Origin of the sequence: Streptomyces sp. NPDC056224, from assembly GCF_042267665.1 — a bacterium.
GTDB lineage: Bacteria > Actinomycetota > Actinomycetes > Streptomycetales > Streptomycetaceae > Streptomyces.
In genome coordinates, this window is sequence record NZ_JBHJTK010000017.1 from 84,506 (window position 1) to 98,954 (window position 14,449).

General features: G+C 74.2%; 11 protein-coding genes. 5 read left to right on the plus strand and 6 right to left on the minus strand.

Annotated elements, in window-relative coordinates; translation table 11 throughout:
* Positions 1 to 25: 25 nt before the first annotated feature.
* From ACFCZ1_RS20965 to ACFCZ1_RS20980, 4 genes are all read left to right on the plus strand, one after another.
* Positions 26 to 1,504, plus strand: a complete 1,479-nt coding sequence (locus tag ACFCZ1_RS20965; protein ID WP_376679772.1) for a bifunctional phosphatase PAP2/diacylglycerol kinase family protein — start codon at positions 26 to 28, stop codon at positions 1,502 to 1,504.
* 151 nt (positions 1,505 to 1,655) lie between these two features.
* Positions 1,656 to 3,320, plus strand: coding sequence for an energy-dependent translational throttle protein EttA (gene ettA, locus ACFCZ1_RS20970; protein WP_376679773.1), 1,665 nt, complete (start codon positions 1,656 to 1,658; stop codon positions 3,318 to 3,320).
* A gap of 10 nt (positions 3,321 to 3,330) precedes the next feature.
* Positions 3,331 to 3,786, plus strand: a complete 456-nt coding sequence (locus tag ACFCZ1_RS20975) for an acyl-CoA thioesterase (protein ID WP_376679774.1) — start codon at positions 3,331 to 3,333, stop codon at positions 3,784 to 3,786.
* Complete coding sequence (locus ACFCZ1_RS20980) at positions 3,783 to 4,529, plus strand: hypothetical protein (RefSeq protein ID WP_376679775.1); 747 nt, start codon at positions 3,783 to 3,785, stop codon at positions 4,527 to 4,529. The genes ACFCZ1_RS20975 and ACFCZ1_RS20980 overlap by 4 nt, the downstream gene beginning before the upstream one ends.
* Before the next feature lie 168 nt (positions 4,530 to 4,697).
* Here ACFCZ1_RS20980 and ACFCZ1_RS20985 read toward each other — a convergent pair whose 3' ends face one another.
* On the minus strand, positions 4,698 to 5,102 hold the full coding sequence (locus ACFCZ1_RS20985) for a globin (protein WP_376679776.1): 405 nt from the start codon (positions 5,100 to 5,102) through the stop codon (positions 4,698 to 4,700).
* Positions 5,103 to 5,217: 115 nt separating this feature from the next.
* Between ACFCZ1_RS20985 and ACFCZ1_RS20990 the strand changes: the two genes are divergently transcribed.
* Complete coding sequence (locus ACFCZ1_RS20990) at positions 5,218 to 6,207, plus strand: methyltransferase domain-containing protein (RefSeq protein WP_376679777.1); 990 nt, start codon at positions 5,218 to 5,220, stop codon at positions 6,205 to 6,207.
* Position 6,208: 1 nt separating this feature from the next.
* Here ACFCZ1_RS20990 and ACFCZ1_RS20995 read toward each other — a convergent pair whose 3' ends face one another.
* Genes ACFCZ1_RS20995 through ACFCZ1_RS21015 form a run of 5 tightly spaced genes read right to left on the minus strand, consistent with a single transcriptional unit; the run spans position 6,209 to position 14,369 of the window.
* Positions 6,209 to 7,264, minus strand: a complete 1,056-nt coding sequence (locus ACFCZ1_RS20995) for an FHA domain-containing protein (protein ID WP_376679818.1) — start codon at positions 7,262 to 7,264, stop codon at positions 6,209 to 6,211.
* A 47-nt stretch (positions 7,265 to 7,311) separates the two neighbouring features.
* Positions 7,312 to 8,655 (minus strand): VWA domain-containing protein, encoded by a 1,344-nt coding sequence (locus ACFCZ1_RS21000; RefSeq protein ID WP_376679778.1) that lies wholly within the window; start codon positions 8,653 to 8,655, stop codon positions 7,312 to 7,314.
* Between the two features lie 36 nt (positions 8,656 to 8,691).
* Complete coding sequence (locus ACFCZ1_RS21005) at positions 8,692 to 10,248, minus strand: protein phosphatase 2C domain-containing protein (RefSeq protein WP_376679779.1); 1,557 nt, start codon at positions 10,246 to 10,248, stop codon at positions 8,692 to 8,694.
* Between the two features lie 3 nt (positions 10,249 to 10,251).
* Positions 10,252 to 13,116 carry a tetratricopeptide repeat protein gene (locus tag ACFCZ1_RS21010; protein WP_376679819.1) on the minus strand — a complete coding sequence of 955 codons (2,865 nt, stop codon included), beginning with the start codon at positions 13,114 to 13,116 and terminating at the stop codon, positions 10,252 to 10,254.
* A 5-nt stretch (positions 13,117 to 13,121) separates the two neighbouring features.
* On the minus strand, positions 13,122 to 14,369 hold the full coding sequence (locus ACFCZ1_RS21015; RefSeq protein WP_376679820.1) for a hypothetical protein: 1,248 nt from the start codon (positions 14,367 to 14,369) through the stop codon (positions 13,122 to 13,124).
* Positions 14,370 to 14,449 lie beyond the last annotated feature (80 nt).

Sequence of the window (14,449 nt, forward strand, 5' to 3'; positions counted from 1 at the left end):
CCCCGCCCCGGGGTAGGGGCAGGCAATGGTGGATCAAGAGCTGACCTGGCAGGGCGCGTTCGCACGGTGGGACCGCCGACTGTTCGACATGGTGGCCCGGCGGCACTGGCCGGGGGCCGACCGGGTGCTGCCGCGGCTGGGGCGGGCCGCGAACCACGGGGTGCTGTGGGGCGGGGCCGCCGCCGCGCTCGCCGTCTTCGGATCGGCCCGGGCCCGCAAGGCCGCCGTGCGCGGGGCCGCCTCGCTGGCACTGGCCTCCGCGACCATCAACACCGTCGGCAAATGGTCCGTACGCCGCCCGCGGCCGCTCCTGCACGGCGTACCCGCGGTGCGGCAGCTGGCCACGCAGCCGCAGACCACCTCCTTTCCCTCCGGGCACTCCGCGTCGGCCTTCGCCTTCACCGCGGGACTGGCGCTGGCGTCCCCGGGCTGGGGTGCCGCGCTGGCCCCGGTGGCCGCTGCCGTGGCCTTCTCCCGCGTGTACACCGGCGTGCACTACCCCTCCGACGTGCTCGCGGGGGCCGCGCTGGGCGTGACGGCGGGCTTCGTCGTGGACCGGCTCGCGCGGGACGCCCAGGAGGCCAGGATCGTGCCGGGCGACGAGCGGACCGCCACCGGCGTGCCCGCGCTGCCCGACGGGGAGGGACTCGTCGTGGTGGTCAACACCGGCTCGGGGACGGCCGGGACCGCCGGACTCGACGTACTGCGCACCCGGCTCCCCAAGGCCGAGGTGGTCGAGTGCGAGGGTTCGGACCTGGCCGCCCGGCTGGACGAGGCGGCCTCCCGGGCCACCGTCCTCGGAGTCTGCGGCGGTGACGGCACGGTCAACGCGGCCGCCACCGCCGCACTGCGCGCCGGGCTGCCGCTGGCGGTGTTCCCCGGGGGCACCCTCAACCACTTCGCGCTGGACCTCGGCCTCGGCGGACCCGAGGACACCTGCCGCGCGGTGGCCTCCGGCCACGCCGTCCACATCGGCGTGGGCCGCTTCACCCCCGGACCGGAGGGCCGGCCGGGGTATTTCCTGAACAACTTCAGCATCGGCGCCTACCCGGAGCTGCTACGCCACCGGCTGCGCTGGGGCCCGCGCATCGGCGGCGCCCCCGCCGCGCTGCTGGCGGCCTGGAAGGTGCTGCGCGCCGAGCGCCCCGTGCGGCTGCGGCTGGCCGGGCGGTCCCGGAGCGTATGGCTGCTCTTCGCGGGCAACGGCACCTACCACGGGACCGGTCCCACCCCCAGGCGCCGCGACAGCCTCGGCGAGGGCCTGCTCGACGTCCGGCTCGTCTACGGCGGCGGCCGCCCCGGCCCCCGCCTGCTGGCCGCCGCCTTCGCGGGCCCGCTGTCCCGTTCCCCCGTCCACACCGCGACCCGGCTGCGGAGCCTGCGGATCGGGGACATCCCGGCGGGCACCCCCCTCGCCTACGACGGCGAGTACGCCGAGACCCACGAGGCCCTCGTCCTCGACGAGCTCCCCGACGCCCTCACCGTCTACCGGCCGCGGACGTGACCGGTAGCGGCCGGGGCGGCCGCGACCGTCACCTCCCCCGCGGTCGCCGCCCAGGTCAGGCGGCCGGGACCATACGGGTTTCCCCCGAGGTATGGACGGCTGGCAAGATGGGGTGTATCTGCCCACCCATCGATCTGCCGGACGGTTTCTCTTGGCTGAGTTCATCTACACCATGCGCAAGACGCGCAAGGCGCACGGCGACAAGGTGATTCTTGATGACGTCACCTTGAACTTCCTGCCCGGCGCGAAGATCGGTGTGGTCGGCCCGAACGGCGCCGGTAAGTCCACCGTTCTGAAGATCATGGCGGGCCTGGAGCAGCCGTCCAACGGCGACGCCTTCCTGTCGCCCGGCTTCACCGTCGGCATCCTCATGCAGGAGCCCAAGCTCGACGAGTCGAAGACCGTCCTGGAGAACGTCCAGGACGGCGCCGCCGAGATCATGGGCAAGCTCAAGCGCTTCAACGAGGTCGCCGAGGAAATGGCGACCGACTACACCGATGCGCTCATGGACGAGATGGGCAAGCTCCAGGAAGTCCTGGACCACGCCAACGCCTGGGACCTCGACGCCCAGCTGGAGCAGGCCATGGACGCCCTGGGCTGCCCGCCCGGCGACTGGCCCGTCACCAACCTCTCCGGTGGCGAGAAGCGCCGCGTGGCGCTGTGCAAGCTGCTGATCGAGGCCCCGGACCTGCTCCTCCTCGACGAGCCCACCAACCACCTCGACGCCGAGTCGGTGAACTGGCTGGAGCAGCACCTCTCGCAGTACAAGGGCGCCGTCGTGGCCGTGACCCACGACCGGTACTTCCTGAACAACGTCGCCGAGTGGATCCTCGAACTCGACCGCGGCCGTGCCCACCCCTACGAGGGCAACTACTCCACCTACCTGGAGAAGAAGGCCACCCGCCTCAAGGTCGAGGGCCGCAAGGACGAGAAGCGCCAGAAGCGCCTCAAGGAAGAGCTGGAGTGGGTCCGCTCCAACGCCAAGGGCCGCCAGACCAAGTCCAAGGCCCGTCTCGCCCGCTACGAGGAGATGGCGGCCGAGGCGGACAAGATGCGCAAGCTCGACTTCGAGGAGATCCAGATCCCGCCGGGCCCGCGTCTGGGCTCGATCGTGGTCGAGGTCAACAACCTCTCCAAGGCGTTCGGCGACAAGGTCCTCATCGACGACCTGTCGTTCACGCTGCCGCGCAACGGCATCGTGGGCATCATCGGCCCGAACGGCGCCGGCAAGACCACGCTCTTCAAGATGATCCAGGGCCTGGAGGCGCCGGACTCCGGCTCCGTCAAGATCGGCGAGACCGTCAAGATCTCGTACGTCGACCAGAGCCGCGCCAACATCGACCCCAAGAAGACCCTCTGGGCGGTCGTGTCGGACGAGCTGGACTACATCAACGTGGGCCAGGTCGAGATGCCGTCCCGCGCGTACGTCAGCGCCTTCGGCTTCAAGGGCCCGGACCAGCAGAAGCCGGCCGGCGTCCTGTCCGGTGGTGAGCGCAACCGCCTCAACCTGGCGCTGACGCTCAAGGAGGGCGGCAACCTGCTGCTCCTCGACGAGCCCACCAACGACCTCGACGTCGAGACCCTGTCCTCGCTCGAGAACGCGCTGCTGGAGTTCCCCGGCGCGGCCGTGGTCATCTCCCACGACCGCTGGTTCCTCGACCGGGTCGCCACGCACATCCTGGCGTACGAGGGCGAGTCCAAGTGGTACTGGTTCGAGGGCAACTTCGAGTCGTACGAGAAGAACAAGGTCGAGCGTCTCGGTGCGGACGCGACCCGTCCGCACCGTGCCACCTACAAGAAGCTCACCCGAGGCTGAGGTCCGCACCATGGCCAGACACCACTACCGGTGCCCCCTGCGCTGGTCGGACATGGACTCCTTCGGACACGTGAACAACGTGGTCTTCCTCCGCTACCTGGAGGAGGCGAGGATCGACTTCATGTTCCGGCTGGCGCCGGGGGAGGGCAGCGAGTCCTTCACGGGCGGGTCCGTCGTGGCCCGGCACGAGATCGACTACAAGCTGCCCCTCGTGCACCGGCACGAGCCGGTGCTCATCGAGTCCTGGGTGACCCGGATAGGCGCCGCGTCCCTGACCATCGGCTACGAGGTCAAGGACGAGGCGACCGAGGACGCGCCCGAGAAGATCTACGTGCGCGCCTCGACCGTGGTCGTGCCCTACAACCTCGCCGAGGGGCGGCCCCGCCGCATCACGGCCGAGGAGAAGCACTTCCTCGAGAAGTACCTCGACGAGCCGGACGGCCCGGAAGGACGCCTCGCGGCATGAACGAACGGCTGCACTTCGCCGACTCCGGGGAGGCGGCGGACCTCGCCGCCTTCCTGGGCCGGCTGGTGCACTACGACCGCGCCGCCGTCGTCCGCCTGCAGGGCGGCGGCGGCGCGCTCGCCGTCTTCGGACGGCCGCCGTCCTTCGAGGTCCTGGCCATCCGCACGGTGCGGCTCGCCGCGCCGGTGGAGACGCCGCTCGACCTGACGGTCTCCGCCGGTGAACTCCTGGAATCCGTGGACGAGGCGTCGGCCGCGGCCACGGTGCCGCGGCCGGTCACCGGGCCGCCGTGGACCGGGGTGCTCCCGCCGCGCGGCGGCTGGCGGCAGCTGTCCGGGCTGCCCGGGGCCGAGGAGATGGGGGCGGCCGTCGCCGGCGCCGTCGCCGAGTTCCGCGCCCGCGACGAGGCCCTGCCCGCACAGCACCGGACCCGGTCCGAGCGCGACCGCATCGGCCGCGAGATCTGGTCCCGGACGCTGGGCGACACCGAGCTCCCGCTGCGCGTCGTGCACGCCGCCCAGTCCCTGGGCTTCCTGCGGCCGGTACGGTCCACCGTGCCCGCCGCCACCCCGCGTACGGCCGCGAACCCGCGTCCGGCGACCGCCCCCGACCCGGTGGCCCTGCTCGCCGCCGGGAGCTGGCTGCGGCTGCGCACCCCGTACGGTTCCGTCGCCATGCGCCGCCCCGGCCTGGGCGGCGGCCTCGGCGCCCTCCAGGTCCGCCCGGTCCGGACCTCGGGCTGAACAGCCAAGGGCTGGCCCGTAGTCCCCGGCGGGCCCACGACGTCGGCCACGGCACGTCGCCGCGTTGTCGGAACGCCCGAATACGCCCAGATGCGGGGGCGCCCCTCCGCCTTGCGACGCACCGCATCTGACGCCGTGCCCTGACCCACCGGGCACTACGAGACAGCCTCAGCCCGCCGTGTTGATCATCGATGCGGCGGCGTAGGTGAGGTACTTCCACAGCTGCGCCTCGTGCTCCGGCGCCAGGCCCAGCTCGTCCAGCGCGACCCGCATGTGGCCCAGCCAGGCGTCGTGCGCCTCCGCGTCCACCTGGAACGGGGCGTGCCGCATCCGCAGGCGCGGATGGCCGCGGTGCTCGCTGTAGGTGGTCGGGCCGCCCCAGTACTGCATCAGGAAGAGCGTGAACCGCTCCTCGGCCGGGCCCAGGTCCTCCTCCGGGTACATCGGACGCAGCAGCGGGTCCTCCGCGACCCCCTGGTAGAAGCGCCGGACGAGGCGGCGGAAGGTCTCCTCGCCGCCCACCTGCTCGTAAAAGGTCTGCTCCTGAAGCGTGCCCCGCGGAATCTCGTTCACCCGACCATCGTCTCAGACGCCCGGACGGAGGACCGGGGTCCTAGGACCCCGGGCACCGCGCCCGTGCGGACTCCGCGAGGTCGCACCCGAGCGCGGCCCGCAGGACAGTTGAGTCATGGGCGCACACACCACACGCACCACCCGCGCACGGGACCTGCGCGAGACCGCGCACGCCGCCCAGGTCCGCGAGCTGACGGCGGCCGGGGTGCTGGACGACCCGGCCTGGCGGGCTGCGTTCGCCGCCGTTCCCCGGCACGTCTTCGTCCCCTACTTCTGGACCGGCCGCGGCGCCGGCCACGAGCGGCTGTGGGCCGAGGACCCCGATCCCGAGCGCCGGGCCCGCTGGCTGCGCGGCGTCTACGAGGACACCCCGCTCGCGACCCGGCTGCGCGACGGCCAGCTGGTCTCCTCCAGCAGCCAGCCCTCGCTGATGGCGAAGATGCTCCATGCCCTGGACGTGCGCGACGGCGACGACGTGCTGGAGATCGGCGCGGGCACCGGCTACAACGCCGCCCTGCTGTGCCACCGGCTCGGCGATGACCACGTCACCACCGTGGACCTGGAGGAGGAGATCACCGAGTCCGCGCGGACCCACCTGGCCGAGCTCGGATACCACCCGGTGGTGGTCACGGGCGACGGGGCGCGCGGCTGCCCCGCCCGGGCCCCGTTCGACCGGATCATGGTGACCTGCGCGCTGCCGCTCGTCCCGCACGCCTGGCCGTCCCAGTGCCGGACCGGGGCGCGGATCCTGGCCCCGCTGTCGACCGGGCTGATCGCGCTCACGGTCGGGGACGCCGACTTCGCCGAGGGCCGCTTCCTGCACAATCCGGCGTACTTCCTGCCGCTGCGCGGGGCCACGGCGGCGCCGCAGCCGCCGGCCGGGGTGCCGTACGGGCTCCCGTACGAGCTGGTGGAGAACGACCGTTTCCAGTTCATGCTCGTGCTGACTGCGGGCGCCTTGCACCCCCGCGAGGCCCTGGACCTGTGGCGGCGCGAGGACCGCCCGGGCCGGGAGCGCTTCGGGGTCACCGTCACCGCCGAGGGCCAGTGGTCGTGGCTCGACGATCCCCAGGGGCCCTACACATGGCCCCTGGGGGAGGGGTGAATCAGCCCCGGCGGATGGTGATCGTGGTCCAGGCGCCCACATGAACGCGGTCGCCGTCGGCGAGCGGGACCGGGACGTAGGGCTGGATCGGCTCCTCGCCCCCGTTGATGGTGGTGCCGTTGGTGGAGTTCTGGTCCACCACCGCCCAGCTGAGGTCGGGCTGCTGGACGAGGACCGCGTGCTGGTGGGAGACGCCCGGGTCCTCCGGGGGCACCGACAGGTCGATGTCCGGGGACTCGCCCGTGGAGGCACGGCGGCGGCCGATGGTGATCTGGCCGCCGGCGAGCGGCAGGTGCTGCTCCGGGGAGTACGCGGGCAGGTTGAGCCCGGCCGCCTCGGGGCCGCTGCGCTGCATCATCGCCATGAAGTACGAGCGGTCGGGGCCGATCGTCACGGCCCACGAGCCGCCCTGGGGCGAGTAGGACTGCTGCTGTGGCGGAGGCTGCTGCTGGTACTGCTGCGGCTGCGGGGGCTGGTGCTGCGCGGGCTGGTGCTGCTGGTACTCCTGCTGGTACTCCCGCTGCTGCGGCGGCGCCGGGGGCTGCTGCTGGTACTGAGGCTGCGCGGGCTGCTGGTACTCGTGCTGCGGCTCGTGAGCGGGAGGCGGCAGCAGCCAGTCGTCCTCGCGCTGGAGCGGCTCGGCCGGCCGGTTGACCCGGGACGGCCGCGAGCCCTGGTACTCGAAGTGGTCCTGGGAGTACGCCCCGGGCGTCGGCACCGGCGGCGGAGGCGTGGACGGCGCCGCGGACGGGGGTGCGGACGGTGGCGTGGCGCCGCTCCCCTGGGGCCCCGGGTCCGGGGTGAGAGGGGTGTACGACGTCGCCGTGCGCGTCAGGAAGTTGTACCGGCACTCCTCGCAGAACGGGGCCATGGCCTCGCGCGGGGTCCGGCACTGGGGGCAGAGCTCCGCCTGGGCGGTCGGCTCACCGGCGGTCGGGGGGAAGCCGTAGCCGTAGGAGGGAGCCGGAGGGGGACCCTCCGAAGCAGCCATGCGGTGGCCGCAGACCTCGCACCAGTCGTCGGAGGCGGACTGGTGCCCGTTCGGGCAGGTCGGCATGGCGGCGCTTCCCCCTTCTTCTCCCTGCGTCATCGCGTCAGGTCTTCTCAGGTCTTCTTCACTCGGACGGTCTGCGTCGAACGCGTTTCGAGAGTCATCTCGTCGGCGTCCGCAACCTTCGCTTTCAGGCGCACAGTACCCGCCGCCGCATCCACGACATCCACCACCTTCGCGAGGAGTTTCGCAGTGTCGGCGTTTCCGGACGCGCTCGCAAGCTGCACGGCCCGGCCGAGTTTGGCCGTGGCCCCGCCCACATCGCCCAGTTTGCGGGCCTCCAGTCCCTGCTGGATGGCCTGCGCGAGCTCCGCCTGCCCGGTGTAGTGGGCGACCTGCGGGTTGATCGCGGTGGAGGCGGCCAGATCGTCCGTCCACACCGCGCGCACCAGCCCCTGCGCGAGGACGAGCGGTCCCTGATCCGGCGTGCCCTGCGTGCCCTGCGTGCCCGGCAGGACGAGCGTGGCGCGGGCGGCGAGCATCTCCTGGCCCACGGAGGCACTCGGGACGCGGACGCACACGTGGTAGTCGCGTGACTCGTCGCCCCAGGAGCCGGTCGGGTAGTCGCCGGCGCGCGGGCCCGCCCCGGTGCGGCGGCCGGTCAGGTCCTGGACGGCGGGCGCGACCTGCTTGACGTACTGGATCTCCGCCCCGACCGGGGTCCACAGGCGCAGCGCGACGTCCGCGACCTCCTTGCCCATGACGTTCTCCATCATGCGCGTGAAGTCCTCGGCGAGGTGGGCGGGATCGGCCACGATGTCGGCGGAGCCGAGCAGCGCGCCCGCGATACCGGTGACCTCCTTGACCTCCCAGTCGGTGCCCACCCCGCGGGCGTCGCAGGTGAAGCGGCCCGCGCACGCGTCGAGGGTGGCGCGCAGCACGGCCGGGTCCTCGTGCTCGTTGCGGCCGTCGGTGAGCAGGACGCCGTGCCGTATGGCGGCGGGCGACTGGCGCAGCAGGCCGTCGGCCAGGCGCAGCCAGGTGCCGATCGCGGTGCCGCCGCCGGAGCTGAGCCCGCGCAGCGCCTCCTTGGCCTGGGCGCGGGTGACCGGGTCGGCGACGGCGAGGCGGCCCTGGCCCGGGTAGACCTCCTTGGCCACGTGCGTACCGGCGATCACGGCGAAGGAGGTGCCGTCGCGCAGGGTGTCGACGGCCGCGGCCGTGGCCTCGCGGGCGCCGCGCATCTTCTCCGGCGGGTAGTCCATCGAGCCCGAACAGTCGACCATGATCACGACGGCCGCCGTGCCCCGGGCGGCCGTCGCGCGGGTGGCGGTGGCACCGCCGGTGGAGGTGACCGTGACGATGGCGTGGACGTCCCGCCCGCCCTGCGGGAGGAACTCGTTCTGGTACACCTCCACGCTGAAGCGCGGGGCGCTGGGCTTGGCGAAGTTCGCCATCGGTGGGACTCCTAGGGGCTGGCTCGGGCAGGCGGGTCAGGCCTGGGGGCGCACTTCCGGTTCCGCTCGTGTCCCCGGGCCCGGTTCCGGTTCCGCGCCCGGTTCCGGTTCCGGCCCGCTCTGCGCGGAGGGCTCGGCGGCGAACGGCACCACGGCCACGGTGACGTTGTCGTGTCCGCCGCCGTCGAGGGCGTGCCCGACCAGGACCTGCGCGCTGTGCAGGGGTCTGACGGCAGCGTCCGCGGGCAGCACCTGGGCCATCTCCCGGGCGGACTCCGCGTAGTTCCACAGGCCGTCGGTGCAGACGACGACCACGCCGGGGTGGTCCGGCTTGAAGATGGCGGTGTGCGGTTCGAGTTCGTACGCGTCGGCGCCGAGCCAGCCGGTGATGGCGTGGGCGCGGACGTCGGCGTAGGCCTCGGCCTCGCCCATCAGCCCGGCCGCGACCATCTGGGCGGCCCAGGAGTCGTCCTCGGTGAGCCGGCGGGGCAGGGCGGCACGGTCGTCGGGGACCCAGTACGCGCGGCTGTCACCCACCCAGCCGATGGTCAGCAGGCCGCCGCTGACGACGGCGCCGACCAGGGTGCAGGCGGGGGCGTTCTGCGCGCCGGGGCTCTGCGGTGCCAGCGCGTTGACCGCGGCGGCCGCGGCCAGGATCGCGTCGTGCATGGCCTCCTGGGGGTGGGCGCCGCGCGGGAGCGCGTCGAGGAGGGCCTCGTTGGCGGCGGCGGCCGCGGCGGCCGACGCCTCGTCGGGGCGGCTCGCGGAGGAGACGCCGTCGCAGACGATGGCCACGGTGGCGGCGGAACCGTCGGGCAGGGCGGTGGCGGCGACCGCGAACGAGTCCTCGTTGCGGTGGTGGCGCAGCCCGCGGTCGCTGACGGCGGCGACGCTCCCGAGCTCTTCCTCGAGGTGGTCACGCTCCCGCGGCTGGGCGTGCCCGCAGTGTTCGCAGTACCCGTCGGTGTCCACGTAGCCCGAGCGGCAGGCGACGCAGGTCTTGCCCCCGTCCGCCTGCGCCGGCGGGGTGCCGTACGGGGTTTCGTGCTCGGGCCCGGCGTCCCGCGGGTTCTCCTCCGGGGGCGTGCCGGCGCCGCCGGGTGTGTCGTACCGGGCCTGCGGACCGTCCGGCGCGGCGCCGTGCGCGTGCTCGGCCGAGCTCCACGGGGTGCCCTGCGACGGCGTGCCGGCGGGGTGCGGGCCCTCGCCCGCCCCCCACGGCGTCCCCTCGGGGGGCGTGCCGGCGCCGCCGGGCAGGTCGTACCGCCCGGCCGGGGCGGCGGCCGGCACCGCGGGCACGGGCGCGGCCGGGCGCGGCTCGGGCTCGGGCTCCGGCGCGGGGGCGGTCCAGTCGGCCGGGCCGTCGACCAGGGTCGGCGCGGCCGCGGCCACGCTGCCCCACCCGGGCGCGGGCCCGGGAGCCGGCCCGGCGGCGGCAACGGGTGGCGCCGTCGGCAGGGGGATCGTCGGATGGTCCGCGGACGCGGCCGGGGGAGGGGCGGTGACGGCGTAACCGCAGACGCCGCAGAAGCGGTCACCCTCCTCCAGCGGTTCCGCGCAGCTGGGGCAGCCCGACAGCCGATGCATCGACATCAATCACACCCACGTCCGGGGACGGAAACGGTTTGCCCGCTCCACCAGTTCGATCCTTTCCTCGCCCCGCTGCGCCAGCCGTGCGAGTACGCGGTACGAGCGCTCCAGTCCGAAGCGCAGGCCCCGTTCGTCCAGTTGACTGCCGAGCAGCGAAGTACTTCCGGGGTCGCGGCCCCGGCCACCCGACAGTACCCAGTCGAGGGCCGAGCCCAGAACTTCCGTCGTGAGCCGCTCGTGGCGCTCCGGGTCCAGCCCGAACCGCCGCAGCGCCTCCACCTGGGAGGCGGCGGCCGTCAGATCGCCCAACAGGGGCTCCTGCGGGGACCGGTCGCGCAGACGTGCGCGTACGGCCGCCACCCGCGCGGCGGTGTAGTGGATGGAGGCCTCCGGTACGGACTCCAGCGTGCGCACGGCTCCGGCCCGGTCACCGGCGGCCAACTGGACCCGGGCCAGCCCGAAGGCCGCGCTCACGAATCCGGGGTCGGTGATCCAGACGAGGCGGTAGTACTCGGCGGCGTTGTCCAGCTGGCCCAGGACCTCCGCGCACAGCCCGAGGGCCAGCTTCGGCGCGGGCTCGCCCGGGAAGGCGTCGTAGATCGCGTCGAAGGACAGGGCCGCGATCTCGTCCTCCCCGGTGGCCAGCGAGGCGATCCCGCGGGCCCACACCACCCGCCAGTCGTCCGGATGCCGGGCCTCCAGCTCGGCCAGGGCGCGGCCGGCCGCGGCCGGTTCGCCCAGTTCCAGCCGCGCCCGCAGCTCCCGCAGCCGCAGCTCGGCCGAATCGGCGGGCGCCGAGGCGAGGGCGCCCAGGAGGTCGCCGGGGGCGGTCGCCAGCAGGCCGGCGAGGAAACCGGCATTGGGGTCGGCCGCGTCCACGAGCGGTACGGGCAGCGCCAGCGCGGTGTCGCGTGCGTCGAGCATCGTCGCTCTCGCGGGCGGCGGCGGGGACACGGGCGCGGTCCCCGGTGCCCCGGCCGGAGCGGTCGGCCGGGAACGCGCGGACGGATCGGGCGGATTCGGCGCCGTCCCCGGTGACCCGGGCGCCGACCGCGGACCGGGCACGGGCGCACCCGCCACGTGCGTGGCCGTGGTCCCCAGCGGGGGCGGAGCCGCTGCGCCGGGCGGGGTCCCGCCCAGGGGCGGGTGCGGCCACGGGCCGGGTGCGCCGGCCGCCGCGAGCGGGGCAGCGCCTGCCGACGGCCCGGTCGCGGGAGCCGCCGCGGCGAGGGCGACGGCGGGGGCGACGGCCGGGGCACGGCCGGAGCCGAACAGCCTGCTCCGCCGGGAGGTGACGACCCGCTCGCCCAGCCGGGAGACCGCGGCCCCCGGCGCGTCGGTGAACAGCCGGGTGTCCGCAACGCGCAGCTCCGGGCCGAAGAGCGTGGACAACTGCGGCCGTGGCCGGCCCGTCTGGAGGGCGACCACCTCCCGCAGCACGCCCGTCAGCTGGTCGGCCATCTCCTGCGCGGACGAGAACCGCCGCCCCGGATCCGGGTCGGTGGCCCGTACGAGCAGCCGGTAGAAGGACTCGTACCGCCCGAACACCTCGATGTGCTCCGGGTCCGGGAGCGAGTCCACGAACACGTTGGTGTAGCCCTGGAAGTCGAAGGTCAGGACGGCCAGCGTGCGCGCCACCGTGTACAGGTCGGAGGCGACCGAGGGGCCCAGCTCCGCGACCTCCGGGGCCTGGTAGCCCACCGTGCCGTAGATGGCCGACTCCTGATCGTCCATCCGCCGCACCGCGCCCATGTCGATCAGCTTCAGCTGGTCCTGCTGCTGGATCGCGTTGTCGACCTTGAAGTCGCAGTACAGAAGGTTTCTGCTGTGCAGGTGACCGAGGGCCTCCAGGGCCTCGATGCCGTACGCGCACGCCTGCTCCACCGGCAGCGGGTCACGCCGGCCGTCCGGCCGGCGCCGCTCGTTCGCGATCTCCTTCAGCGATTTGCCGCCCACGTACTCCATGACGATGTACCCGTCCAGCGAACCGGTGCGCTGGTCCAGGTGCTCCACGAAGTTGTAGATCCGCACGATGTTGGAGTGCTCGATCTCGGCGAGGAAGCGCCGCTCGGAGATCGCGGCCTCCATCGCGTCCTGGTCCCCCGTGTCCAGCAGGCCCTTGAGCACCACCCACCGGTCCGAGACCGCCCGGTCCACCGCGAGGTACACCCAGCCGAGTCCGCCGTGCGCGAGGCAGCCGGCCACCTCGTACTGGCCGTGCACCACATCGCCCGCGCGCAGCTTGGGCACGAAGGAGTACGGGTGCCCGCACTTGGTGCAGAACCCCTCCGTACGGCCCGGCCGCTCGCCCCGGGCCCGCCCGACCGGGGCGCCGCAGTCCGAGCGCGAGCAGAACCGCTTGCGCTCCGGCACCTCCGGGTTCGCCAGGACCGCCGCCGACGGATCCGGACGGGGTACTTCCGGTACGTTGACCAGCCCGGCCCCGAGCCGCCCGCGCCCCGAGGACGAGGGCGCCGAGCCCGAACTGCGCACCGACACCGACCGGGTGGAAGCGCCGCCCGACAGCGAGCGCGAGAGCCGCCCCGAGACCGAGCGGCGGGACGACGACGAGCGCGACGAGCGGGCCGAGGCCGAGGACCGTGCCGAACCGTGCGAGCCCTGAGAACCGTGCGAGCCCTGAGACCCCTGAGACCCGTGTGAACCGAACGACCCCCGGGACCCCCGGGACCCCGCGGACCCCAGGGAGCCGCGCGCCGCGCTCGTCATCCCCGTCGGCGGCGACACGAGCTCCTCCGCCCCCGCCGCGACGGAGCCGACGGGCGCCAGCCCGCAGGTGTCGCAGTACAGTTCGCCGCCGCCCATGTCCTCGTACGTCCCCGGGCAGCCCGGGCGAACGCACGCCGTTCCGATCAGGCTCATGCGCCGTCCTTTCCGGGAGCCCCCGTGCCCTGCAACGCCTCGGCCGCCGACTGCTGGTAGCGCAGCACGGCCTGTTCGGCGGCCCGCAGGTCGCAGGGCGCGCTCCACAGCATCCGCCGGGCCGTGTCGTACCGCTCCATCAGCAGCGGGTCCTCCGACAGCCCGTGCCGGGCCACCTTCGCCTTGTACGCGTCGAGCCGGCCGCGCAGTTCGGCCCGTACCGCCAGCGGCGCCGTCACCGCCGTCAACGATTCACGGGCCCTGCGGAGTTCCTCCTCGGCCCGCTCCTCCAGCGACTCCAGCAGCGGCGAGAGCCGGTGCCAGCGGGACCGGCGCCGGTGCTCGGCCGCCGCCGCGAGCTGCTCCTGCAGAGCCGTCGGCGGGCCGCTCACCGCGGGCACCTCCGACGCGGCGATCTTCGCCAGCACCTCGCCGCGCGCGGTCCGCGCCTCCGCGAGCGTCCGGTCGGCCCGCGAGAGCACGTCCCGCAGGCTGATCAGCCGCTGCTCGGCGTCCTGCCGGACGTCCAGCACCGCCTCGACCTCCCGGCGCACGTCCTCCAGCGCGAGCGCGGCCCGGTCGTAGCGGCCGGTGTCGGGGCGGCCGCCGCCGGGCGCGGAACTGCCCGCCGCCGGCACCCAGAACGCCAGCGGGTCCGCGATGACCTGCGCGCGCAGCTCCGCCAGCTCGGCGGTGATGGCCTCCAGGTCGTCGCCGGAAGGGTGTTCACCCGGGCGCACCCCCACCGAGTGGGCCAGCGAGCGGGTGCGGTGGAGCTCGGCGGCGAGCAGGTCGATCCGCGCGGGCAGCGCCGACCACACCGCGTCGGCAGCGACCACCACGTCCAGCGAGCCCGCGTACAGCTCGTTCATCCGGGCCACCAGCTCGGCGAGCGAGAGCCGCTCCGCCAGCGCGACGCCCTCCTCGGCGGCGCCGGCGATCAGCACGCCGGGCCCGCGCAGCCGCTCGGTCAGCTCGACCAGGTCCTCGCGGTTCGGCCAGCGGCGCCGCTCCCGGACCTCCCGGGCGGCGCTCAGGGCCCCGCTGTAGGCGTCGAAGTACCGCCACAGCCGGGTGATGTCCGCGTCGGCCGCCGCCCACCGCTCCTTGGTGATCCCGGTCAGCCCGGCGCCTTCCAGCAGCCGGCGCCCCGCGTGGTCCTGGAGGGCCAGCAAGGAGGTCTCGACGGCCTCGTGCTCCGCGCCCAGCCGGGCCAGCGCGCGGTCGACGCCGTCCCGGTCCATCACTGCCGACCACGCCTCCAACGACTGTGCCTCCGCTTCCGCCTCCGTGTCCGGCCGGGTGCCCGGCCGGGTGTCCGGCC

What these genes read in the sequence shown, in the direction of transcription:
- ACFCZ1_RS20965 (WP_376679772.1), top strand. Translation starts at nt 26, where the DNA reads ATGGTGGATCAAGAGCTGACCTGGCAGGGCGCGTTCGCACGGTGGGAC.
- ACFCZ1_RS20975 (WP_376679774.1), top strand. Translation starts at nt 3,331, where the DNA reads ATGGCCAGACACCACTACCGGTGCCCCCTGCGCTGGTCGGACATGGAC.
- ACFCZ1_RS20980 (WP_376679775.1), top strand. Translation starts at nt 3,783, where the DNA reads ATGAACGAACGGCTGCACTTCGCCGACTCCGGGGAGGCGGCGGACCTC.
- ACFCZ1_RS20990 (WP_376679777.1), top strand. Translation starts at nt 5,218, where the DNA reads ATGGGCGCACACACCACACGCACCACCCGCGCACGGGACCTGCGCGAG.
- ACFCZ1_RS20995 (WP_376679818.1), bottom strand. Translation starts at nt 7,264, where the DNA reads ATGCCGACCTGCCCGAACGGGCACCAGTCCGCCTCCGACGACTGGTGC.
- ACFCZ1_RS21000 (WP_376679778.1), bottom strand. Translation starts at nt 8,655, where the DNA reads ATGGCGAACTTCGCCAAGCCCAGCGCCCCGCGCTTCAGCGTGGAGGTG.
- ACFCZ1_RS21005 (WP_376679779.1), bottom strand. Translation starts at nt 10,248, where the DNA reads ATGTCGATGCATCGGCTGTCGGGCTGCCCCAGCTGCGCGGAACCGCTG.
- ACFCZ1_RS21015 (WP_376679820.1), bottom strand. Translation starts at nt 14,369, where the DNA reads ATGGACCGGGACGGCGTCGACCGCGCGCTGGCCCGGCTGGGCGCGGAG.